Genomic DNA, 20,400 nt, shown 5'->3' on the forward strand with positions numbered 1-20,400 from the left:
CCGAAGCAGAGCAACGCTACTACGCCATGATGGAACAGCCCGACATGGCGGCATAACTTAAACCAAACGGCCTCCGGCAAACCCGGGGCGGTTCAGCAGGTCCTGCAGGAACGGCCAGAGTTGCAGGTTATAGCCCGCCGCAAAGCTGAAGGCGTTCGAGACCGCCGGGAGCTGTTCGAGCCGTGCGAATTCATCGAGGATCATCAGGACGGGATAACCACCGGGATCTGTAGTCAGTTGCTCAATCGCCGAGGTGATGATCAACCGCAGAAACCGCGCGTAGGCGTCCATATAGCGTCCCGGCAGGATCAGATAGACGGTTGTCGGCTTTCGTCTGATCTGGGCCAGGTCGAAATCGTTGCCGGTCAGCGCGCCGCCTCGTGAGGCATCGGTAAAGGCCGGATCGTCAAGGAACGCCGTCTGCGTAATCGCCGTATTGATGGCACTCGAAATATCCCGCGCTTCGATGTCCTTGAACCGCCCGATCGGCTGGCTGATGAACGGGTAGGGGCTTGCCTCCATCGAGGTCAGCAGCATCGCGGCGGCGGGGCCTCGCGCGGCAATGTCCGTCACCATCTTCCGCATGTGCCCGAGCGTTGCGCGTTTGCCCAAGGTCGAGACCAGATAGAGGATCAGGCTGGTGACCAGATCGCGGGCCGTGTCATCAAAATACGGATCGCGCCCTTGCGTCAGGATCAGCGCTTGCGAGAGCGCCGCGGCATCCGCCACCACGTTCGGGCTGTGAATGTCGAGCTGGGAGAGGGGATTGTAGCGGTGCCGCGGCAAATTCCATGGCGGACCGCCATGAAGGCCAAAAGGATTCAGCACATAAACGTCCTGTCCCATGGCCTTGCGGTGACGTGCCGTCACCGCCGCGTTCTGACCCTTCGGGTCAATCACCACCACGCTGTGCGGCACCTGAAGCAACGCCTGAACAATCACCGTGGCACCCTTGCCGCTCCGCGTCGGGCCAAAGGTGCAGAGATGCCGGTTGTCGGTGTAGCAGGAGAAGGTGCCGCGCTCGGCATTGTAGCCATAGGGAATGGCAAATGCGCCGCTCATGGCTATCGCTCCTCACTGAGACCGGCGTCGCGGAACGATCCCGCGTCACCGACCTTGGCGTCAAACCGGTCGGGAGCGGCAAGGGGTGCCACGCGCCAGCCGAAGGCGAAGGGAAGCCCCGGGATCAGCACATAAGCCACCAACGGCCACAGCGAACCCCATTGCCGCAGCGAGATCATACAGGCCGCCATTGCGCCGAACACCGCCAGCAGCACGGCAACCGAGTGTTCAGCTGGCACGAATTTCCGCCCGCGCTTCTTCTCTTCCTCAAACAACACCCGGCAGCGTGCCCCGGCCAAGGCAAGCCCCACCACGATCAGCAGGTCAAACACCACCGGGATCGCATGGAACACCGCCGGTGCAAACCACCACAACAGCACGAACCATAGCAGCACCTGAATCAGCAGGCCGGAGGTGAGCGGACCCATCAGATACGCAGCCTGCCCCGCAAGACGCATCGCAAGCCAGCCGCCCACGAGCAGGCCAATGGTTGCAAGGAACGCGGCGTCCGGGCTGATGCGAAACTCGACGCTCAGCTCATACCAGACCGCCACGAACAAGATCAGCTTCAATCCCAGATGACGCATGGCTCTCTCCTTTCAAAGAAGGAAACCACAAGGCCGCGCTCATCACTCCGGGAATGTTTGGTAATGCCGGGCAAGCCTTGGCACCCCACGTACACGCGCTTCATTTTGCAAAGTTTTGCAGGTCGGCATTCAGCACCGCGAGGCGTATAGCTCGGCCGAAGAGGATAGCGAGTTGTCGTTTCCGTTACCGGAAACGAAGCTCGCCAGGGGCCGGTGGTGGCCCCTGGACCCAGGACGCATGCGCTCAACGGTGAAGTCCGGCAATGGCAAGACCACGACAGATCGAAATCCGGGACCGCCAGATGAATATCAAGCTGACCCAGCGGGAGTTTGAATTCGTCTGTCAGTGTGCGGCGGCCAAAGGCATGAGGCCCGTGGATTACAGCCGTGCGCGTCTTCTGACCGAATGGCAGGCGAGCGCGGCGATTGTAACGGTCGGCCATCAGGGCGATCCGGCGTTTCGCGTGCAACTATCCCGGCTTGGCAACAACCTGAACCAGATCGTGCGGCGCATGAACAGCTTCGATGAGCCTTGCCCGCCCACGCTGGAGCCTCTTCTTCAGGACATCCGCACGCTGATTATCCGGAGCGGCGGCGATGATCGTTAAGTTCAACCGGCCCGGAAAATCCTTCGCCGGGCTTGCGGCATACCTCACCCATGATTCCGGCAAGGCGAAAAGTTCGGAAAGGGTGCGATGGACCCACACGCTCAATCTCGCCAATGACGAAATCCCCCATGCCGTCGACGAGATGCTGTGGACGGTTCGCGCCGCCAATGACCTGAAAAGGGAAGCGGGCGTGTCGGCGGGCGGCCGAAAGCTGGAAAACCCGGTGAAGCATTTCTCGCTGAACTGGCATCCGTCGGAAAAGCCGAGCCGCGAAGAGATGATCGGGGCGGTTCAGGACTTCCTGAAGGATATGGGCTGGGAAGATCGGCAGGCCTTGCTGGTGGCCCACACCGACAAGCATTACCCGCACGTTCACGTCATGCTCAATACGGTGTCGCCGGAAGACGGGCGCAGCATCAATGCCGGCTTCGAGCAGGTCCGAGCCTCGTTCTGGGCCCTGAATTACGAGCGCAGCCAGTTTCGCATTCATTGTGAGCAGCGCCTTCGCCCCTATGAGGAGCGCGAGCCGTCGCCCACCCGCGATGTCTGGCAGCAGATGAAGGAGGCGGAGCAGGAGAACGATAAGGCGGAGGTCGAGCGGATTTGGGAGACGCCGGATTATTTTGATCGCGGCGACTTTTACGAGCGCAACAGTCACGAATGGGTGTTGCTGAAAACGCACCAGCGCAAGGAGCGCGAAGCGTTCTTTGCAGAAGGCAAGCCGGAATTCCGTCGCGCCCGGAACAGGGTCTATCGCCATGTCCGTGCCGAATACCGCGGCGAATGGATGACCTATTTCGATTCCGAACGGCGGGGTCTTGATGCCGAGAGCCTTGCCGAGATGAAGACGGACATCGTTACCCGCCAGACCGAAGAGCTGGAGAAGAGGCGCGAGGAAGCCTGCAAGGAGCTTCGGGAGCGGCGCGACAAAGAATACAAGGATCTTCTGCTTCACCAGAAGGAAGAACGCGCCGAGCTTCGCGCGCGGCAGAAGGAAGGCGAAGCGTCGCCCCATCTGCTCGACCTTGCGTACGCCGCCGAAGACAAGGAGGGCAGGATCGGACCCGACGATATGGAGGGATATTTCCGTCTTGCCGGACGTGAGGTGACGTCGCCGCCGGGTGAGCAGAGGCCCGCCGTTGAGCCTCAGCATGATGATGATCATGATCATCATCATCGGCACCACCATGATGGTGAATCCAATCGCGTCCATGATGGCGCGAGCCTGACCGGCGGCCTTGGGCTCGGCGCTCTTGGCGGCATCGCCGCCATCGGCGAGCGACTGTTCGATGGTTTCTTTGGTGGAGGACCAGCCGTGAAACGAGCGGATGAAGCGCCGCGCGAACGAAGCAAGGAAGCTTTCAATCAGCGCGCGCGCCAGAACGAAGAACAGATCAGAGGTCAGGAAGCGCAAACCGAGGCCGAGAAGCTGCTGGCCTGGTGGCAGGAGCGCCGCGAGCGGAAGCGCGAACGGGACTGAGCGCGGGTTTGGGGCAGGGAGCGCCTCCAGACCCGGGAGGCGGTGGCTCCGGTTCAGGCGCGGCTCATGCCACGATGCGGCTGCTGTCGAATGCGCACGCATCGCTGCCGCCTTCGAAAATCTGCTCACGGCCGAGGTGGCGCAGCTGCTTCAGTACTATGGAGCCCGCCTTGCTGCCGTCGCGTTCAGCACCCGACCGGAGGAGCGGCAGGCCGCGCTCGCGGCGCTGCGTTCCGAGCGGGGTGCCGCCCTCAAATCGTTGCGGCTGGCCGTCTGCGCGCGAAAGAGGGAGGCGCTGGCGGCGGCACGCCTGAAACGGCGTGCCCAAACTCTGGCGAAGGCGGCCCCGTTTGTCACAGCGCCCGACGGACCATTGAGGCCGGGACCAGCGGGTTCTGTCCGGCGACCGGGCGAACATCAGCCCAGCCCATGAAAGGCGCGCCACTGACTTTTTGAGAGGCAGACGGCCCCGTTCAGCTTCAGGAAGCCCGCCGCTTCCTTCCGGTCGCGGTAATGGGCCCAGAGGTTGAAAACCCGGCGGCGGGAGCGGTTGTCGTCGTTGCCGAAGATGAACAGGGCGATGGCCTTGGCACCATAAAGAATGTCGCCGTTGTCCGGCTTGACCACCGCGCCTTTGGCAGTCTCGTGGATCGGAGCGGGCGCCGGGGCAGACTTCAGCGCGCCATCCATCCGGACGCGCTCGTGATGGCGGGCCATGGCATCGAAGCATTCGTCGGCGGAGGCCGGACGGCGCAGACGACCCCCGGCATTATCGGGCTGCGAAGTAACGGAGACAGGCCGGGAATACCGCTCATTCTGGCGGGTGCTTTGGTATGAGGACATGGGACACCTCTCGGGGGTTGGAGACGATCCGATTATCGGTCGAGGTGTCCGGAAAAGTCCCCGAAAGGCCCGTAACAGGCGGAAAAGTTCGGAAAAGTGGCGCGATATTCAAAGATACTGCCGCAGGATCGCGAGGATTTCAGTTTCGGCGATCTCGTTTATTGGCACCTGTTTGTTTACGGCACCCGGCCACAGGGCGACCCGTCCGCCAAGGCCGGTCGGAAGTGGGAGGCCGCCGCCATTTGCGGCCTGCTGGGCATCACCGAGAAAACGCTCGGCAACTGGATGGCCGACAGGCACTTCCCGCAATACACCAACGACCTCGAACGTGAACTGTTCGGGGAGAACAACGCCTGGGATGATGCCCGCCTTGAGCTGGCCGAAGCGCTGCGCCGGACCCGCGATCTGAAACGCCGCAAGGCCGCGTCCGCCGGGCAAGCGACCGAAGACCCGGCATCGGAGCAGCCGCAGCCGGATGAAGGTCAGCCCCGCCTGCCCGCCGGTTCATCTTCCGGAAGGTCGCTCATCCCGGCTGTTGACGATGAAGAAAGTCAGCCGGTCGGTTCGAACGACCTGATCATCATCGAGCCCCACGGGGAAAAGTTCGGAAAAGATTGGACACGCGTAGCCCCGCAAGCGGTCATTCGCCGGGAGCAGCCATCCGGACGGCGCAGCTTCTGGAGCCGGTCGAGACTGGCGGCGGCTATGGGGCTGACCAGCATCACCGTGGCGCTCGGGATGTATGCCTGGGTGTCGAACCCGTCGGCGACCATGGTGGCCACCACGACGAAGGCTCCACCGAAGTCGCCGCCAGCGTCGGCACCGCCATCGCCGCCGCCCATCAAGACAACCCAGCCGTCGCCACCGCCGCCGCCGGAGCCGAAACCGGACGCGTGCCTGCCCGACAACGCTAAACCGGCAGGGTTCAAGATCACCTGTGATGCAATCCTGACCGGCGGCACCACGCTGGGGTCGAACAGGCTGACCTATCCCGTCACCAGCGTCGAGGCGTGCGCCAGCAAGTGCCGTCCGATCGAGCGCTGCGTTGCCTTCACGGTGGGCCCGCCGGAATCCGACGGCAAGCGAAGCTGCACGATCTTTGGCCCGACCCCGGAAGGGCGGGAGTCGACCGGCTGGATTTCTGGGATGCGTTAGCGAGCTGTGATCTGGTGGGCTTCGGCCTGACCGGCGGCGGCCAAAGTGGCTGCGCTTTCCTGACGACTGATCCAGTCCACCAGAACGCTCTTGCGGGCGCAGATGTTCGCGCCAAGCCGGAAGACCGGAAGCTGTCCGGTCTCTACCAGATTGTAGACCTTGCGGCGGTGCTTGCGGTCACCGAACAGGAATTCGGCGATGCCATCAGCACCGTACAGGATGTCACCGGAGAGCGACGAAGCCGGACCTTTTTCCGGCGTTGCCGCCAGAGCCGTTTGCGTCGGCGCACGGGATGCGACCCCATCCGCATGCTCGGTTGGTGCTGTTCTTCCCGTTTCAAGTTCAGGCATCGCGCTCCTTCATCGGTACCCAGACCGTCCGAAAGGCTATGCCGGACTCAAGGCGCGTGTCAGCGCATAAATACTCTCAAAAACAATAAGGGAAGATTTCGAGATCGATGGGGAAGAGATCGGCGTTTTGAATCCGACGCTGGAGCACGGCTTGCTTATCTCGGAAACGAAATGAGAGTCATCTGAGTTGATGTACTTAGAACGGCCTCCCAGTATACGTTCTGTATGAAAGTCATTTCGAGATCGGGGCTGCCATTCAAAAATCCCGACCTTCCTCGATTTCTCCCTTCGATATTCTTCAACGCTATTGTCCCCCGACTTATAGGTCTCCTCGATAAGGAGCGCCGCTGAACTATCAAAATCAGGCACAGCAACGTAGGATGGACGCTTCTTATGGCAACCAAGATGCTGGATAAAAATGAACGCGACAGGCGGGCCAATCTTACCGTCATGCAATGCGACGGAATTCAGCCCATCTATGTCGCATTCTATGGAGAGGCGATCTATTACTCTGCCGAACGAGCCGAAGCTGCCTTTGCCCGCTTCTTTGATTGTGCGAAGGAACCCCAATCTTCGTCTGTCGTCGTGTCCAGTGTTCATGAAGCACTAGGACACGCAGCTGCTTTGTCCCGCTTCTTCTTTCCGGTCAAGAATGAGACGCTTGCTCGGGCGAGGGGAGCTCGATTGCGCCAGCTCTTTTCAATCCGCGACGATTCCCCACTTGCGGACCGTGAACTGCGTAATTCATTGGAGCATTTTGACGAGCGGCTGGACGAATATCTGCTCGGCGACATTGCCGGCTACATCTTCCCTGGTCCAATGGTTCAAGATGCTGACCTTGCCGACGATGTGCTGGGGCACATCTTTCGCCTTGTCGATCCAAAAACCGAAACTTTCGTGTTGCTCGGAAGAAAATACTCTTTTGGCCCGATGCGTAACGAAGTTGAGCGAGTTGCCCGCCTTGCCCGAAAGATGCGGTGAAGAGGCTGCCGCAACGTTCGGCTTGCCAAACTCGCGCTCGCCCACGATCCCACGTCTTTCGATTGCGGGAATGAAGCGCTGAATCGATTCATCAAGCTACACGCTTTGCCCGGGCGGCGCGCCGGCATCTCGCAGACCTGCGTGCAACGACCGGTTCTGACACTGCAGGCTATCACACGTTAGTCGTCGGCCAGGTTGCGCATGACGAAGCACCGGAGCGCCTCGCAAAGGGGCTGCCCCGTCATCCTGTGCCTGTCATTATCCTCGCCCGTTTGGCCGTCGATCAGGCATGGCAGGGCAAAAGGCTGGGGGCGGCACTTGTGGTGGATGCCATGCGTCGGACGCTGCAAGCAGCCGACATAGCCGGAGTGCGCGCCATGGTCGTCCATGCCAAGGATGAGGCCGCTCAACGGTTCTATGAGCACCTTGGCTTCGTTCCCTTTGCAGGGACACCGCTCACGCTTTGCCGTTTGCTGAAGGATATTCGAGCGATGCGTGGGGAGTGATCGAGCCCCAGATGTGCGCCGTTAGTTGCTCGTCGATCTGAGGTATCTTTCTGGCTCAGTTGTTGAAAGTCCTTCCCGCAGTCAGGGCATGCGAAATGCGAACATCCTGACGGATTCCCGAGCACAGCGGCGCAATGGCCATCCCTTCAAATCGGAAGACCACAAGCTGGCGATGGACAAAATCGCGCGTTTCTTTTCGGGCGAGGGGCCGATCCGACCTAAGAGCCCGGACGAGCCGCTGAGCGATACTGAAAAGCTCGCCCCCTGATTGAGGTCCGCAGGACCGGCCAAATCATCGGCCAAAAATCGCGGGCTAGTCATATAAACATAGTAATATCAATGCCCTAGTCTGATTTCGGAGCGGCCAATACGGCCGAAAAGTTCGTCGCGTGCGCGCAGGGTGCTAAAGTCTAGCTGTACGAGGCCCCAACTTACTGAATTTACGGGAAAAAATGAAGCTAAAGCTTCTTAGTGAATGCTCAATCGTTCTGTGATAAGGTATAGCTTAGTTACCTGACTTGAGCGTCAGATAAGGAATTCATAGCTGCCTTAGATGGCATTTTCTTGGACCGGATCAATGCCAGAGAAAGTGGAGTTTAGCATGACGCTTCGGAAAGCCGAGGTTCTTTTCAAAGACACCGCTGCTGGCACGTTGGAAGAGACGGCCAGCGGGGGGACCCGCTTTACCTATGCAAAGGATTGGAACACCTCGATTGCCTGCGTGCTGCCTGCGCTCCAACGAGAGCACGAATGGGCCCAGGGCGTTCATCCCTTCTTTCAGCATCTGGGTCCCGAGGGCTGGCTTCGCGAGAAGCAGGCGCGAACAGCGCGAATTCAGGAAGAGGACGATTTTGGCCTGTTGCTCCGTTATGGCGCGGACTGCATTGGTGCCGTCGGCGTCCGCCGGTTTGCTGGAGACAAAGGCGACGACGTTGAGGTTGCAGAGGTCACTGCAAATCCCGGCCGGACTATTTCGGGCATCCAGCGCAAGCTACTTGTCGTCAAGGACGGCCAAACCTTCACGCCTGCCGGACGTGAGGGCCTTGCGCCTTACATCGCCAAATTCAACTCCGAAAGAGAGAATCTGCGCACGCTGGTCCGCAACGAGAACTTGAGCCTGCGTTGGGCTGCTGAACTTCTTGGCAAGAAGGAAGTGAACGAGTTTGAACTGGCCAATGTCGCGGTACTGAACGAGCAGGCCCTTATCGTCAAAAGGTTCGATCGCACTGCGGACGGAGGCAAGCTGAGATTAGAAGACTTCGCTCAGATATTGAACAAACCGAGCGGGCGAGATTTTGCAGGAAAGTACGATGCTTCCTACGAAGACGTTGCCGGCGTCATCAAGAAGCATTCGGCCCGTCCGGAGATCGATGTCTCCCGCTTCTTTCGCCGCCTCATCGTATATGTGCTGGTTGGTAACTGCGACGCTCACCTCAAAAACTTTTCGTTGCTGGAGACGGCTGACGGCTTGCGGCTTTCTCCTGCCTACGACGTCGTCAACACCGCGGTCTACGATGGCTTCGACCAGACCATAGCGCTTACAATTGATGGCAAAAAGCCTAACCTTGACGCCATTGCGCCAAAACTTCTCACGGATTTCGGCAAGAGCGTCGGTTTGACCGACAATGCCATCAAGCTCGTGTTCAACGATCTGAGGAAGGCAGCAAAGCGTGCGGCTTCCATCATTGAACCGCCCGATGGCGAAGCCCCGGACGGGTTTGTTCATCGTTACTCTGAAATCGTGAGGGGATCATGCCTTCGAATTCTCGGGGAGTGATCTCCCTCGACTGGAAAGAACTGGTTGCCGAGGCGATCCGCCGCCGCAAGGCGGAGAAAATGACCCAGCGCGAACATGCCGCGCTGGCGGGCGTCAGCATTCCCACCATTGTGAGCTTCGATCGGGGCGAACGATCCCTGACGCTTGAAAAGGCCTTCGACATTCTTCGTGTCGTTGGTCTTGTGAAGGAGCCTGACAAAGGTGGGGCGCAGGAGAGCTTCGTTCAGGATGCTTTCAAGCGCTGGCGCGAACTGACGTCAAAGCTCCCGGCGGACTCGCCGGGCCGCTTCTCCAATGGTTGGTACCGGATCGATTACGCTCTTGAGGGAGATCTGAAGAGCGTCGAGCTCCATAAGTTTCGTGATCTGTTGCAGAAAGCTGTCATTCGCCATACGGGGTGGCCGCTGTTTCTTTTCATGACGCGCCCGGAATATGAGCCTCACGAGCAGGACGGGGTCATTGAATGCTGGCTTAAGCCCGAAGAAGCCGGTGGCCAACGGTCCTTTGCCGATCCCGCGCACTGCGATTTTTGGCGTGCTTCGCCCAACGGACGAGCGTTCATTATTCGAGGCTATCAAGAAGACGGGCAGGAGACATTTCCGTCCCGCACGGTTTTTGACACCACATTACCGGTGTGGCGCATTGGCGAGGCGTTGCTTCATGCCCAGGCCCTGGCAAACCAACTGGCCGAGGACAGGCGCAAGGTGAAGGTGAAGCTCCGCGTTCTCTACACTGGGCTTTCCGGTCGCGTGCTTCGCTCGTGGGCCAATCCAATGTCAGACCTGTTCATGGAAGGTGGTGCGGCTCGTAGCGACGAGGCAGTGCTAGAGGCAACGGTTCCCGTTGCCGAGATCGACGACCACCTTGCCTTGTACGTGCATCCACTTGTCGCCTCGCTCTATGAGCGCTTCGGCGTGACGGGCTTGTCGGTTGATCGTGTTGCTGCTGAATTGGCACGGCTCCGCGGTGGACGATTTTAGGGGCGGACGAATCCTATCCCGCAACCTTAGCCACGAAAATCTTGTGAGGCAGTGTCGGCAACGACGATCCGGATCAGATCAGCGAACTGTGGATGGCGATGCAAGAAGTCGGTCGGCATGAGGTGCCATTAGGGCCTGAGCGAAGAATTTCTTGGTGCGTACATTGCCGTAGTCACGCGCCGCGCGCTGGAGGCGGGATGCATCAAATGATGCGACTTGCTTTCTCACTCGCTCCAGGACGTCGTCTTTGCTCTCGGCGAGTTGGTCGATATTGTTCACGAGATCGACGAGCAGGAATTCCTTCGAGAGCGTCTTGGGGAAGGAAGGCTTGACGCGAAAAGCAAATCGTCGACCCCCAAGTGAGAAGTCGCCGTGACGTTTGTGATTGTAGACGATCGTCGTGTCGTAAAGCTGGGTCGTGCCGACGCCCAGGCTGTTGTAGACATTTGGTGAGGCCAGAAGAAAACGGTGATCCTTTAGGAAGGTCTCCACCAATTTATCATCGTTCGCTGGGGCCTTACCGAAAGGCGTCTCCTTGGGATAGGCATAGAGCCCTCCCGCCAGTTTCGTAAGAACGCCTTCATCGACGAGCTGGCGGAGGTGGCGATCGACGGCGTTCGACCAGCGAGCTAAATCCTCGCGCCGATAAACCTCCCCGGGCTTGAGATGCCTTTTGAGTTCTTGAAGCTTACTCATAGACCAAAATATACACCGGAATGGCCTCAATTGCAAGGAATTTCATTGAAAAATCATGCAAAACGTAGCCTAACCATCTGAATCTAAACCGTTCTTCTGTCGTCAGACTGCCCGCGTCTTACAAGCTAGTGCAAGGCTTTCCTCGCCCTTCCCATCCAATACGGGGAGTTGACGAGGCTTCACGCACGTTTCCAGGCGTTCGCGCGGAAAATCCTCTTTAAAGAAAGCGAGCCTCTCGCCAATCGCGCGCCATCACCGTCTCCTTGATCATCGCAACAAGGAGGTGTGCCATGTCGAATATGTTCATCATCGGTAAGCGGCTTGTTCCAGTCGATCACGTCGCACTTGTGGAAGAGTATCAGCCGGGATCGGCATCACGGCTTCAGACGTCGCGAGATTTCAAGGCGCGCGTTGTTCTGATCAATCGCGATAGCATCCTCACGGAAGAGACCGTCGAGGCGTTTGCGGCTGACAAGGGCTTCAGCGTCATCCCGGGCGAGGGCATCGCGATCAATCCGCGCGTGCATTTCCGGGTCGAGACTTTTGAGCCTGCGGAAGGATTCACGCCGACAAAGCCTTACCGCTCCCGCCTTCTCTGGCGCGACCAGGATGGCAATGACCAGAGCAAACTGTTGCTGGCCGAGCCCGAGATTGTGCTCGACATTACGCTCAAACCGGTAGCCGATCCTGCGCCGGATCAGAGCGCGGAGCGGAAGGCCCCGCGAGCGGCAGGTCGACGCAAGTCCGTTCGCAACGGCCCGACGGCAACCGTCTGAGGGCGCCTGCCGGGGAAACTTCGGTAAGACTGCGGACGGAGAGGTCATTCGCGCTGGTGAAGCGCGGAGGTTTGCCAATACTAACGCGCGGAGTTTACTGAACGGCAGCATTGCCATGAAGCCGGATGAATCATCATCGCTGAATCGCATCGAGCGCACGGAACGTGCGCTCGTACTGCTGGCGTACTTCATCGAACTGGATGGCGATGTGCATCTGCCGCTGTTCGAGAAATTCGAGAAGGAGCTCGAAGAATTCAAGCGCATGGAGGGCGCAAAACATCGCGCCCGCCGGTTGCTCATGGCTCACAGCCGCGACGGCGGCTTGAATGCGATGGACTCCATGAATTTGAGTTTGAGCTCCAACGGCGGCCCCTTGCCGTATTTGGGTTTGCCGGTCCGGTGACCCATCAAGCTGTCGATCAGACTGTCAGGAGCTTCCGCCGCGATCAGGCGATCCTTGAAGCTGTGCCGAAGCGAATAGAGCGAATGCAGCTTCGAAGGCCGCAGCCCATGGGCAAGAAGGTATTTGTTCACGAGGGCTGAAAGGGACGACGACTTGTCCCGGTAGTTCGGAAATCCACTCGGCCTCAGCTTCATGACAGCCAATGCCGTGCCGACCAACGGAATCTGGCGGCGAGAATCCTCGGTTTTCATCACCCGGCCATCCGGTAACACCTCGACATAGGGGATTGGCGCGTCGAGGTGGATAGCGTGAGCCTGAAGGTTTACGGCTTCCGACGGGCGCAAGCCCGTATCGGCAAGCAGATAGATAACGTGTCGGGCTTCTTCATTCAGCCCCTTAAGCGCACCCTCGGCCAGCAACTTATTCTGGATAAAATCCGTCTCGAAAGGTTGACGCTGGTTATCGACCTCGCCCCGAAGCCGAAGCCCCTTGAATATCTCAGGCAGATTGAGCCGTCGACGGATGCTCATTTCCTTCAGCATACGGTTCAGCATGCTGATCGACTTGTTGGCCGACTTTGCGTTGGTCTCCCCGGTGATGACCCGCTCGCGCCACCATTCGCTGTAGTCGAGGCCGTCGTCCTGCGTCAGTTCGGTCACGGGCTTGTCGCCGACGAGATCGACAAGCTCGCGCACCACGCGCATTCGTCCGCCACGCCAGACCCGCATCTGGTTGGGGGAGAAATTCTGCGTTTCGATTTTGGTGGCGGTCTCATACTCTTCAAATAGCTTGGAGAGCATGAATGACGGGCGCGGTTGCGTGCCGAGCAATGCGGTTCGGGCACCCCTGTCGGTTTCCAGCCCGCGCGTCAAAAGGGCTTCGATCCTCTCCATGCGTTTCTCCCACGGAAACGTCAGGATTTGATCGCCGTCGGCATATTCAAATCCGAGCGACCGGGCGCGCCGCCGCGCCTCGTCATAGCCCCTCATCGCGTCGTCAGACCTGTCCCCGGCCAATTGGTGCCAATAGGCCTCAAGCTCGGCATTTAGCCGGGTTGCGACCCGGATGGCCCTTCGGCCCGTCCGGTCGCCCGACACCGGCACCCTCGTCGAATGCCGGATGATGCCGCGCCGATCCAGGGCCGCGAACTCCATCGGGACCCTTCGCACGAAGTGCCAAAATCCATTACGGCGGGTGAGGAAGTCAGGCATGACAACCTCCGCCGTTGGACGTTTTGTTGGACGAAATGTGAGACGCTTTCGAGGACAAAAGGCCACTCCAGTCCGGATCGTTCGGCTGAAGTCTAGCGTCCAGGCGCTGCTTAAGGTGCGGAATTCTTTGTAATTTCAACTTTTGTGCCTCCGGCTGGAGGCACTTCGGGCGGCTTACGCTTGGCCAGAAATGGCGGAAGGGGTGGGATGCGCCGCCGCTTTCCGTATAACCGATTGATTTTTCAACGATGAAGCCAGAATTCCAAAGCCGATCTTGTTACAGGCGCATGTCCCATTTTCTGGCGGGCGATGTCAACAATTTAGGAGCGGAGATCGATGCTGTCCGGATGGCTGCTCAGGTGGCCATTCCCGTACTTCAGGCGAACCAGTTGGGGACATCTCAACGTTAGTTTTGGCAAACCAACCGGGATGCTCGCCCCGCATTCAATGCCGTTTTAGAGGCTAGGCACATCATACGGGATGCAGACCGAAACAGACACAAGGACGGACTCACCGAATTGCCCACCATCGGCTCGCCCAGTTGAACTGTTTACTGGCTAGGAAGCATTGTTGTAGGTCCAGACAGCATTCAGGAACGCCGTGCAGTTCGCTGTTGGCCACGTCACGTGTCCGTTTCCAAGTAGCTTGAACTGCTCGTTAGCGCTGGAAAAGTCTTCCCGTTTCGCGGCGAGAAGCCATTCCAGAACGTCTTTGAAATTGAGTTGCTCGCTTCCACCAAAGCGATCATTCGGGACGTTGTAGAGCATTCCTTCGATAAAGTACGACGGCGCAAGCCCGTCTGCGATGATACGCTTCTCGATCATCGTATTTCGCAGGTTCTTGAATATGCGGACTGTGTGCTTGAACCACTGTTTCGTATCTTGATGCTTGGTGGTGCAATTCTCGGCGTGGCGTTCAGGGAAGTTCTCAATCCTGATACCGTCCGGAAGAAAGAAGCAGATGCCGTCGACATAGACGGGTTCACCGTACGCCGGAAAGGTGTAGTAGCGTCGCAGCTTCGCGCATACGAGAACGTCGGCGTCGCGGCGTCCTCCGTTTCCCTTAATGAAGATCGCCTTTTTTCCTGGCTTCACATCGTTCCCGTACTTCTTCACGAGCCAGGAGAGTACAGATGCTTTGAAGTCGTCGAGCGAGTAATTCCCTGGCGATCTCTGCGAGTTGTAGCGGGCCGTCTCCTCAGCATTCAGAAAATAGAGGTCAGTGTAGAAGACGGAGTCTAGCCGGATGACAACGTCAACATCGCTGTCGCCATAAACATTCGTCGTATTCTTGTAGGACCCTTGGAGAAAGATCTCAAAACTCTTGAGGAAATAGGGTGACTCGTGATGGTTCAATACTTCGCGAAGCGTCTCGTAGGTCGCGGTAAATTGTGAGGTGGGACCTTGCTTCGACCAAGTGTCAAGTTGTTGCTCAGAAATCGCCATGCATTACCCCTACAGCAAGTACTCTCTCAGGACATTTTCTCGTGATGCGAATGACTCGGCGCCGCGCTGGCGCAGAATGTTGAGCTTCGTAAGATTGTGTTCGAATAGGTCGGTCGCCATCTCTGGCTTCTCGAAGGTGTCGCTGATCCGCACGGTCTTGATGTCGTTGAACAAGATGTGGCGGAGCTGATCCATCGATTGTGTGTTTATCTCTAATGTCTTCTGAAGAAGTTGGACGCTCACAAGGTACTTTTGCGCAAACCACATCTTGAGCCCTGGCTTCGGTTCCGGATACACGCCGACACCGACGCTCACGACTCTGATATGCTCGCGCTCGACCTTCAGAGCCTTCAGTGCATCAGCTATGGCGTAGAGTGTTGGGTTGTTAGCGCAGTACCCGCCATCGATCAGCTCAACTTCATCTTCCATCGCGGTCTTGATGGTCTTTCGCTCAAAGAATGGATAAGCAGAGCATGATGCTTGAACGGCTTCGCCGATCGTTACTCCGAAGCCTGGTACAAACGTTCCAACGCGCCCGTGCGCCTGTTCCACGCTTCCTTTGAAGATCATTGGTCGCTCGATTTCCCACTTAGTAGCGACCACGCCGACGCCGGTTTTCACCGAGTCGAACTTGTCCTCCTTGAATACTTTTTCCGATAGCTTGGCGAGGGCCGCCGATTTTTCACACGGGGTCTTCTTCTGCATTATCGTCGGGACGTACTCCCTGTAGAGCCCATGGATCTCCTCGACGGAGTAGCCGAGCGCCAGTAGGGCAGCGATGATCGCGCCGGTGCTCGTCCCAAAGATCAGATCGAACTTCTCGTAAAGCCGACATCCGATCAGGCCTTCGATTTCTCGGAGCACGCCGAGCGTATAGAAACCTTTCGCGCCGCCCCCATCGAGAGCCAGAATTCGGCAAGGTCGTTCTGCGGTAAAGTCTGGCATCTCCAACCTCAAGTTGAATCAGCGCAACCTAGGACGCCGCCACTACGTGGAAAAGAGGCATCGACTTCCACCCCCAAGTTCGTCATTTGTTCTCGTGCGAAATGACATCGCTTCTGCATCGACGCGCCATAGGTGGATTGGCCCGGCGCAACACGGGATGGCAGGAGGGAGCGAACGCCTTTCCTTGAGCGGAGCGAGCCCCCTTCAAGCTGGGCATCCTGCCGCCGGCGCGGCAGATACCGCCCAGCCGGTGATGATCTTTCCCGTCGCGTCGCTCGCCCTGAAGGCCAATTCGGCGCGCCGGTACGTTGGCGCAAGGGGAGTGGTGCGGGCGCACGTAGGCCGAAGGCTGGAGGAGCCTCGGTCCCCTTGCGAGGCCCCGGAGGGGCCGCCCGGCGGGCCGGTGTGCCAGGTCGAGGAAGGGGCGAGTGATCCGACGGGGAAGCGGTACTAAAAGACCATTTCAGAAATTGTGGCGGAAGCCTGCCACAATTCGAAGCTTTTGCGCGGTGGTTTTATGGCCTCGGCGGGGGTCACATGGATGATTGCTCATCCGGAAAGAGACCCCCTTAGATCAACGCGTCAGCAAGCTCCGCGGGCCTGTGCCGCGCGATGTCGGCCAGTCTGAGAGCGGTCCTCCGGAAGCCTCCGTTTCCGGATCGACGGTGGCGAGGATGAGCGCGCCGGCGGCGCGCCACTCCCGGAGGCAGCGGGTCGGATGCTCGGAGACATCGATCGCGAGACGCTGCCAATCGTCAGGCGTGATCGTCAGGAAATACGCCTGTAAGGCCGCGTCGTCGGCCACGACGGTGCGATGGCCGAGGACATCACACCAGGCCAGACCGTCGATCCGGACCCGCCGGTGATGCTCGTGACGCCGCGCGGTCCTCTCATCAGCGCGAATCCAAGCGGCGGCCTCGGGGGCGTAGTAGGTCCATTCCGACCGCGGCATGCGCCCGGACGCCCGGTCGACAATGTAGCGGCGCAGCATATGCGGAGCGACGGTCATCGTGAGTACGTGTACCCGGCCTCGCGGTCGTGATTATCGCGACGCGGGTTCGGCGGTGTGAACTCGCGGCCGGCGCGTTCGAACTCCTGAAGCTCGGTCTCCCCGAGATCACCGAACCTCTTCAGCGCGGCCGTGATATCGGCGATGGATTTCGCGGACAGCTGACTGCGCTGCTCGTCGTCGAGATGCGCGACGACGAAAGCCTGCAAAGCTTTCGGGAGGCGGTTGAGGGCGGCGAGGTCGCCGGCGGCGGCGTTTCGGACATCGCCGGCGACGGCGATTGCAGACTTGGCAGAAGAGAACGTTTTCGTCGTCTTCGCGGCGGTTTCGTGCTCGCGTTGCCACCTTGACCGGATCGCGTCGGACGGTTCGCAGTTCCGGACTTCGACGCCTGCACGCTGAGCAGCGATCCACAGCCGATCTTGCTCGGCCTGGGTCCAGTCGTCGCCGTCCAAGCACATGCCGCCGTCCCAAGAATCCCGAGCTTTGACGAGGACTGCGGCGATCGCTTCGTCCGTGAGCCCGCCATGGACGTCAAGGCGGTCGCCGGTGTCGCAGATCCGCGAGGTCCCGGCGTTAACCCAACAGCCGTCCGGTCCGCCGGTCGCGTTGTAGCCGCGCATGGACCAGAAGATCACCAGCGATTTCACCGTGTCTTCAGCCGCTTTGGTGACCTTGAGCGCGTCAGCGTGAGCCGCGACAGAAGTCGATTTCGCAAGGTGCTGAACCTCGCAGCCGACCTTTGCGGCGAGTGCCCCGGCGAGGATTTGGGCGCGGCCGATGGGCCCCCAAGTCCGGACGGATCGGCGAACAGAATCGTACTCGATCCAGCCGCCATCCGTCGTCATGATCCGCGCCGCCTTGCCGGGCGCGGGCTTTTTGATCATGCGCAGATCAAGTGTAAATGCATGCACATCGAAGCCCTCCGGAGCGATCTCCGACAAGAGTTTTGCTTTGAAATTCTGGGCTTTGATCTCCGCCATGACTGCCCCCTTTGCTGCAATTATTGCTTGTAGATCGATGCTGCCTATGCGTTGCGCGGCGATCCGCTCGCGCAGGCGCTTTCGAGCCGCTGCAACGTCTCGGTGTGGTGTCCGAGAATCTGAACGATCGCTTGAAGTAGGCCCCTCAGTTCGTCCAACGGGCTCGTCTCGCCTTCCGGCTCGTCGAGAAGGCTCAGAAGCGGAAGCAGGCGCTCCGAGGTCTCCCGTGCTCTGGTCGCTTGAGTCAGGATTTCGTCGTTCTGATTGGGCATTTTTGACCTCATCAATGGTTGGAAAACGGATTCCAGCGAGCCGTCTCCGGACGGCGGCCGCGGTGATTCTCTCGCCGCCGGTCTGCCGCGCGGCGGCAGCGAGGACGCGATTCAAAGAGTGGACGCTTCCGGAGCGGTCGATAAGGACGAATCCCTTCTCGCCGGTGGCGACGCTGAAGTCGAAGGCGTGGAGCGCGACGGCGAACGACTGCGCGTCAGATGACCCTCTCCACGCCGCAAATGCCTGGGCTCGGATTTCCTCCAGCGGGACGGCGGTACGCTCGGCTTGAGAGCGCTGCCGAGGTGTTGAATGTGCGACCGGCCGGCGACCATCGAGAAGACCGGCGGCCTCCATGGCGGTCGTGACGTCTTCACGGCCTTCCTTCCGGAGCGCGGCGGCAGCGGACCGATTGTGCTTGCCTTTGGTCATCGGCAAGCCGTGTTCAAACTCAACGACTCTCGATATTTTTTCGCGGCGCGCGTGATCGTGCGCGAGCGAGATCACGGAGCCGTCGTCGCGGACGAGAGACCAGACGACGTGAGCGTGTCGGCGGCCGGATTTGGTATGGAAGACACCCGCGCGTGGAGATTCCTCAAGTCCGAATTCGCGCTCGTAATGCTTGAGGAAAGAGGCGATCACGGCGTCCGGGTCGGCGCAGTCCGGGGGCGGATCAATGTGGACGTGATGAACGGGCCGGTCAGTGCGGCCATGAGCCGAGGATGCGACGAGCTCACGGATTTGATCGCGCAGATGCTCGGCAGCGAGGCCACGGGCGGGCATCACTTCGACTTTCTGGCCGTCCTTCTGTTTGAGCAGATGGCGGGCGAGGGCCGGTCCGCCTGATCCGCGAGTGGCGCCGGCGATCACGGAGCGACATCCGCCGCTCGCAGGCGGTCGACGATTTTGACGAGCCCAGCTTGCGTTGCGCGCAGATCGTGCAGAATCGTTTCGACGACGTCGTGATCCGGAGCGTGACCGCCTTCACGCAGGGAGCGGGCGAGCTGAATCGTCGCGCCGGTGAGCTGGCCGACGCTGCCGGTCAGCTTGGCGACGGCGGCGACGTCATCGTCCGGGGCGCGCGGTCGGCGGCGCGGCGGGCTCGGCGGCAAGGGCGGAAGGGTGGCACCGCCATCCGGGAGCCGCATCCGGGCGGCTTCACGGAGCCAGCCGGATATCGTCGATCCGGCGTTCGCTGCGGCGGAAGCAACTGCGGCGCGGGTCGCGGGGTCGGCGCGGAAGAATAGAACGGGAGGGACGGACATGACGTAGTCGCTCGATCGTGAGTACTACGCAATGATGAGATCACCGGCGAATGCCAGACAAGCCATGCTGTCCGATGTTGGCCTGAGTGTCACGCAATCCATGTCGTCATACGATGGAGACGCAAAGGGTGACGGATGCGCTTTTGGTGGGGGTCCATGGGGAGGCGTGCCTCCCCCTGGCCAGTTTATCGACGTTAGACGATATGGCTGGCTTTCTTCGATTTCAGGAGGCCAAGCGAAGCCTTGCCGACAGGCTCGCCGGGGGCTTGCGATCCGCGAACCTTCGTAATGCACCGTATTACACTTTCGCGATGTGTCATGACTAAGCGAAGTGTCAACGGAAGCTCTTTGATCCACGAACGAATGAACCGGGCGACCTTAAAGCCACCCGGTTCATTGAAAGGCTAGACGATATAATTCCGAGCCGCCTGTGCGGCGGTCAACGAGCCGCCTGTGCGGCGGGTAACTAGGAGATCATGGCGTTGGGGTAGCAGTCTGTCAACTGTCTGCCACCCCGACGCCGTCCGTCAGGTTAATTGCTCGACAGAGAAGCCGTTTCAAATTGAAAGAAAAGCTGTAACTGACATCTCAGTTAGGGTTCTACGAACTTCATCGCGGCTTGAAGAGCGGCGACTTTTGCCCAGCGATCGCTCGGAAATGTGCCGAGCTGGTAGACGTCGACTCCGTCGATGATCTCCGCCGCGAAGCCGTCTCGGAGCGGCTGAACGACGATGTCGATTCCGGCGACGTAAGACGCGTATGACGACAAATCATCGTCATACGTGAATTCGAGATCGTCAATTCTGAGCGCTGATGTCATCCAAACCTCCGACGTTGTTGCTATCAACGACGCGGACGCTACAGCAGTGAAGTAGCGGCGGTCCAGTGCTTCCCGGAACGGGCGAAATGCCCGAAAAATAAGGGAAAAGGACTCGTTCGGAGCCGGGAAGAATCGAGTTCTTGCTCAGCAAGGATTCACAATTGTTGACAAGGATTCGAGCCGCGGCGACATGTCGCGGTCACGCGGCACGTAGTCGATCATCGCACCGGACGTCGCGGCCGGTCATG

The 20,400-nt window shown here is 59.5% G+C and carries 25 protein-coding genes and 1 pseudogene; 10 read left to right on the forward strand and 16 right to left on the reverse strand.

All coding sequences use genetic code 11. The annotated features are described in order from the left end of the window. Nucleotides 1-57: 57 nt before the first annotated feature. Both DWA33_RS21245 and DWA33_RS21250 read right to left on the reverse strand, forming a co-directional pair. Nucleotides 58-1,062, reverse strand: coding sequence for a type IV secretory system conjugative DNA transfer family protein (locus DWA33_RS21245; RefSeq protein WP_114360501.1), 1,005 nt, complete (start codon nt 1,060-1,062; stop codon nt 58-60). Nucleotides 1,063-1,064: 2 nt separating this feature from the next. Further along, nucleotides 1,065-1,649 (reverse strand): hypothetical protein, encoded by a 585-nt coding sequence (locus tag DWA33_RS21250; RefSeq protein ID WP_114360502.1) that lies wholly within the window; start codon nt 1,647-1,649, stop codon nt 1,065-1,067. A 302-nt stretch (nt 1,650-1,951) separates the two neighbouring features. On the opposite strand from DWA33_RS21250, the gene mobC reads away from it, so the two are divergent. Both mobC and DWA33_RS21260 read left to right on the forward strand, forming a co-directional pair. Next, the gene (gene mobC, locus DWA33_RS21255) at nt 1,952-2,257 is read left to right on the forward strand and encodes a plasmid mobilization relaxosome protein MobC (protein ID WP_167443251.1); all 306 of its coding nucleotides are present in this window, start codon (nt 1,952-1,954) and stop codon (nt 2,255-2,257) included. Next, entirely contained in the window at nt 2,247-3,737 is a 1,491-nt protein-coding gene (locus DWA33_RS21260) for a relaxase/mobilization nuclease domain-containing protein (RefSeq protein ID WP_114360504.1), read from the forward strand. The genes mobC and DWA33_RS21260 overlap by 11 nt, the downstream gene beginning before the upstream one ends. Before the next feature lie 64 nt (nt 3,738-3,801). Here DWA33_RS21260 and DWA33_RS21265 read toward each other — a convergent pair whose 3' ends face one another. After that, nucleotides 3,802-4,065, reverse strand: coding sequence for a hypothetical protein (locus DWA33_RS21265; RefSeq protein WP_114360505.1), 264 nt, complete (start codon nt 4,063-4,065; stop codon nt 3,802-3,804). Between the two features lie 89 nt (nt 4,066-4,154). Further along, nucleotides 4,155-4,580, reverse strand: a complete 426-nt coding sequence (locus DWA33_RS21270; protein ID WP_147270267.1) for a hypothetical protein — start codon at nt 4,578-4,580, stop codon at nt 4,155-4,157. 96 nt (nt 4,581-4,676) lie between these two features. Between DWA33_RS21270 and DWA33_RS21275 the strand changes: the two genes are divergently transcribed. Next, a complete protein-coding gene (locus tag DWA33_RS21275) occupies nt 4,677-5,735 on the forward strand; it encodes a hypothetical protein (protein WP_114360507.1) in 1,059 nt (352 codons plus the stop codon). Here the strand turns inward: DWA33_RS21275 and DWA33_RS21280 are convergent. Further along, nucleotides 5,732-6,085 carry a helix-turn-helix domain-containing protein gene (locus tag DWA33_RS21280; RefSeq protein WP_208639127.1) on the reverse strand — a complete coding sequence of 118 codons (354 nt, stop codon included), beginning with the start codon at nt 6,083-6,085 and terminating at the stop codon, nt 5,732-5,734. The genes DWA33_RS21275 and DWA33_RS21280 overlap by 4 nt on opposite strands. A gap of 393 nt (nt 6,086-6,478) precedes the next feature. On the opposite strand from DWA33_RS21280, the gene DWA33_RS24980 reads away from it, so the two are divergent. The 5 genes from DWA33_RS24980 to DWA33_RS21300 all read left to right on the forward strand — a co-directional run bounded on the left by DWA33_RS24980 (nt 6,479) and on the right by DWA33_RS21300 (nt 10,329). Beyond that, nucleotides 6,479-7,066 (forward strand): hypothetical protein, encoded by a 588-nt coding sequence (locus DWA33_RS24980; RefSeq protein ID WP_147270269.1) that lies wholly within the window; start codon nt 6,479-6,481, stop codon nt 7,064-7,066. 248 nt (nt 7,067-7,314) lie between these two features. Beyond that, on the forward strand, nt 7,315-7,572 hold the full coding sequence (locus tag DWA33_RS25530; protein ID WP_244601363.1) for a GNAT family N-acetyltransferase: 258 nt from the start codon (nt 7,315-7,317) through the stop codon (nt 7,570-7,572). A gap of 25 nt (nt 7,573-7,597) precedes the next feature. Next, nucleotides 7,598-7,840, forward strand: a complete 243-nt coding sequence (locus tag DWA33_RS24985; RefSeq protein ID WP_147270270.1) for a hypothetical protein — start codon at nt 7,598-7,600, stop codon at nt 7,838-7,840. 333 nt (nt 7,841-8,173) lie between these two features. Further along, nucleotides 8,174-9,349: a type II toxin-antitoxin system HipA family toxin gene (locus tag DWA33_RS21295; RefSeq protein WP_114360544.1), complete on the forward strand. Its 1,176-nt coding sequence runs from the start codon at nt 8,174-8,176 to the stop codon at nt 9,347-9,349. Continuing rightward, a complete protein-coding gene (locus DWA33_RS21300; RefSeq protein ID WP_244601364.1) occupies nt 9,346-10,329 on the forward strand; it encodes a helix-turn-helix transcriptional regulator in 984 nt (327 codons plus the stop codon). Before DWA33_RS21295 ends, DWA33_RS21300 begins: the two co-directional genes overlap by 4 nt. 78 nt (nt 10,330-10,407) lie before the next feature. Here DWA33_RS21300 and DWA33_RS21305 read toward each other — a convergent pair whose 3' ends face one another. Further along, nucleotides 10,408-11,025 (reverse strand): hypothetical protein, encoded by a 618-nt coding sequence (locus tag DWA33_RS21305; protein ID WP_114360510.1) that lies wholly within the window; start codon nt 11,023-11,025, stop codon nt 10,408-10,410. Nucleotides 11,026-11,315: 290 nt separating this feature from the next. Between DWA33_RS21305 and DWA33_RS21310 the strand changes: the two genes are divergently transcribed. Further along, nucleotides 11,316-11,801: a hypothetical protein gene (locus tag DWA33_RS21310; protein WP_147270272.1), complete on the forward strand. Its 486-nt coding sequence runs from the start codon at nt 11,316-11,318 to the stop codon at nt 11,799-11,801. 133 nt (nt 11,802-11,934) lie between these two features. Here the strand turns inward: DWA33_RS21310 and DWA33_RS25290 are convergent, their stop codons facing one another. The 7 genes from DWA33_RS25290 to DWA33_RS25540 all read right to left on the reverse strand — a co-directional run bounded on the left by DWA33_RS25290 (nt 11,935) and on the right by DWA33_RS25540 (nt 18,069). Then, on the reverse strand, nt 11,935-12,108 hold the full coding sequence (locus DWA33_RS25290; RefSeq protein ID WP_167443252.1) for a hypothetical protein: 174 nt from the start codon (nt 12,106-12,108) through the stop codon (nt 11,935-11,937). Continuing rightward, on the reverse strand, nt 12,105-13,415 hold the full coding sequence (locus tag DWA33_RS21320) for a tyrosine-type recombinase/integrase (RefSeq protein WP_114360512.1): 1,311 nt from the start codon (nt 13,413-13,415) through the stop codon (nt 12,105-12,107). The genes DWA33_RS25290 and DWA33_RS21320 overlap by 4 nt, the downstream gene beginning before the upstream one ends. Nucleotides 13,416-13,972: 557 nt before the next feature. Beyond that, nucleotides 13,973-14,860 carry an anti-phage nucleotidyltransferase gene (locus DWA33_RS21325; protein ID WP_114360513.1) on the reverse strand — a complete coding sequence of 296 codons (888 nt, stop codon included), beginning with the start codon at nt 14,858-14,860 and terminating at the stop codon, nt 13,973-13,975. 9 nt (nt 14,861-14,869) lie between these two features. Next, a complete protein-coding gene (locus DWA33_RS21330) occupies nt 14,870-15,805 on the reverse strand; it encodes an anti-phage phospholipase (protein WP_114360545.1) in 936 nt (311 codons plus the stop codon). A 574-nt stretch (nt 15,806-16,379) separates the two neighbouring features. Next, the gene (locus tag DWA33_RS21335; RefSeq protein ID WP_114360514.1) at nt 16,380-16,814 is read right to left on the reverse strand and encodes a hypothetical protein; all 435 of its coding nucleotides are present in this window, start codon (nt 16,812-16,814) and stop codon (nt 16,380-16,382) included. Beyond that, nucleotides 16,811-17,797 carry an LPD7 domain-containing protein gene (locus tag DWA33_RS25535; protein WP_244601365.1) on the reverse strand — a complete coding sequence of 329 codons (987 nt, stop codon included), beginning with the start codon at nt 17,795-17,797 and terminating at the stop codon, nt 16,811-16,813. Before DWA33_RS25535 ends, DWA33_RS21335 begins: the two co-directional genes overlap by 4 nt. Nucleotides 17,798-17,841: 44 nt before the next feature. Then, nucleotides 17,842-18,069, reverse strand: a complete 228-nt coding sequence (locus tag DWA33_RS25540) for a hypothetical protein (protein ID WP_244601366.1) — start codon at nt 18,067-18,069, stop codon at nt 17,842-17,844. Between DWA33_RS25540 and DWA33_RS25545 the strand changes: the two genes are divergently transcribed. Further along, nucleotides 18,062-18,292: a hypothetical protein gene (locus DWA33_RS25545; RefSeq protein ID WP_244601367.1), complete on the forward strand. Its 231-nt coding sequence runs from the start codon at nt 18,062-18,064 to the stop codon at nt 18,290-18,292. The genes DWA33_RS25540 and DWA33_RS25545 overlap by 8 nt on opposite strands. Nucleotides 18,293-18,562: 270 nt before the next feature. On the opposite strand, the pseudogene DWA33_RS25785 reads toward DWA33_RS25545, so the two are convergent. From DWA33_RS25785 to DWA33_RS21355, 3 genes and pseudogenes are all read right to left on the reverse strand, one after another. Then, nucleotides 18,563-18,850, reverse strand: a pseudogene (locus tag DWA33_RS25785) (relaxase/mobilization nuclease domain-containing protein); the annotation flags it as partial. 83 nt (nt 18,851-18,933) lie between these two features. After that, the gene (locus DWA33_RS21345; protein WP_114360516.1) at nt 18,934-19,215 is read right to left on the reverse strand and encodes a hypothetical protein; all 282 of its coding nucleotides are present in this window, start codon (nt 19,213-19,215) and stop codon (nt 18,934-18,936) included. 709 nt (nt 19,216-19,924) lie between these two features. Beyond that, nucleotides 19,925-20,152 carry a hypothetical protein gene (locus DWA33_RS21355; protein WP_114360518.1) on the reverse strand — a complete coding sequence of 76 codons (228 nt, stop codon included), beginning with the start codon at nt 20,150-20,152 and terminating at the stop codon, nt 19,925-19,927. Nucleotides 20,153-20,400: the final 248 nt, after the last annotated feature.

It is taken from the genome of Rhodopseudomonas pentothenatexigens, from assembly GCF_900218015.1.
Lineage (GTDB): Bacteria > Pseudomonadota > Alphaproteobacteria > Rhizobiales > Xanthobacteraceae > Rhodopseudomonas > Rhodopseudomonas pentothenatexigens.

Excerpts from the sequence above, each read along its gene's own strand:
- DWA33_RS21270 (WP_147270267.1), bottom strand. The coding sequence starts at position 4,580 with ATGTCCTCATACCAAAGCACCCGCCAGAATGAGCGGTATTCCCGGCCT.
- DWA33_RS21325 (WP_114360513.1), bottom strand. The coding sequence starts at position 14,860 with ATGGCGATTTCTGAGCAACAACTTGACACTTGGTCGAAGCAAGGTCCC.
- DWA33_RS21295 (WP_114360544.1), top strand. The coding sequence starts at position 8,174 with ATGACGCTTCGGAAAGCCGAGGTTCTTTTCAAAGACACCGCTGCTGGC.
- DWA33_RS21245 (WP_114360501.1), bottom strand. The coding sequence starts at position 1,062 with ATGAGCGGCGCATTTGCCATTCCCTATGGCTACAATGCCGAGCGCGGC.
- DWA33_RS21250 (WP_114360502.1), bottom strand. The coding sequence starts at position 1,649 with ATGCGTCATCTGGGATTGAAGCTGATCTTGTTCGTGGCGGTCTGGTAT.
- DWA33_RS21280 (WP_208639127.1), bottom strand. The coding sequence starts at position 6,085 with ATGCCTGAACTTGAAACGGGAAGAACAGCACCAACCGAGCATGCGGAT.
- DWA33_RS21330 (WP_114360545.1), bottom strand. The coding sequence starts at position 15,805 with ATGCCAGACTTTACCGCAGAACGACCTTGCCGAATTCTGGCTCTCGAT.
- DWA33_RS21345 (WP_114360516.1), bottom strand. The coding sequence starts at position 19,215 with ATGCGGCTCCCGGATGGCGGTGCCACCCTTCCGCCCTTGCCGCCGAGC.
- DWA33_RS25535 (WP_244601365.1), bottom strand. The coding sequence starts at position 17,797 with ATGGCGGAGATCAAAGCCCAGAATTTCAAAGCAAAACTCTTGTCGGAG.
- DWA33_RS21305 (WP_114360510.1), bottom strand. The coding sequence starts at position 11,025 with ATGAGTAAGCTTCAAGAACTCAAAAGGCATCTCAAGCCCGGGGAGGTT.
- DWA33_RS21310 (WP_147270272.1), top strand. The coding sequence starts at position 11,316 with ATGTCGAATATGTTCATCATCGGTAAGCGGCTTGTTCCAGTCGATCAC.
- DWA33_RS21260 (WP_114360504.1), top strand. The coding sequence starts at position 2,247 with ATGATCGTTAAGTTCAACCGGCCCGGAAAATCCTTCGCCGGGCTTGCG.
- DWA33_RS21320 (WP_114360512.1), bottom strand. The coding sequence starts at position 13,415 with ATGCCTGACTTCCTCACCCGCCGTAATGGATTTTGGCACTTCGTGCGA.
- mobC (WP_167443251.1), top strand. The coding sequence starts at position 1,952 with ATGAATATCAAGCTGACCCAGCGGGAGTTTGAATTCGTCTGTCAGTGT.
- DWA33_RS25540 (WP_244601366.1), bottom strand. The coding sequence starts at position 18,069 with ATGCCCAATCAGAACGACGAAATCCTGACTCAAGCGACCAGAGCACGG.
- DWA33_RS21355 (WP_114360518.1), bottom strand. The coding sequence starts at position 20,152 with ATGACATCAGCGCTCAGAATTGACGATCTCGAATTCACGTATGACGAT.
- DWA33_RS24980 (WP_147270269.1), top strand. The coding sequence starts at position 6,479 with ATGGCAACCAAGATGCTGGATAAAAATGAACGCGACAGGCGGGCCAAT.
- DWA33_RS21335 (WP_114360514.1), bottom strand. The coding sequence starts at position 16,814 with ATGACCGTCGCTCCGCATATGCTGCGCCGCTACATTGTCGACCGGGCG.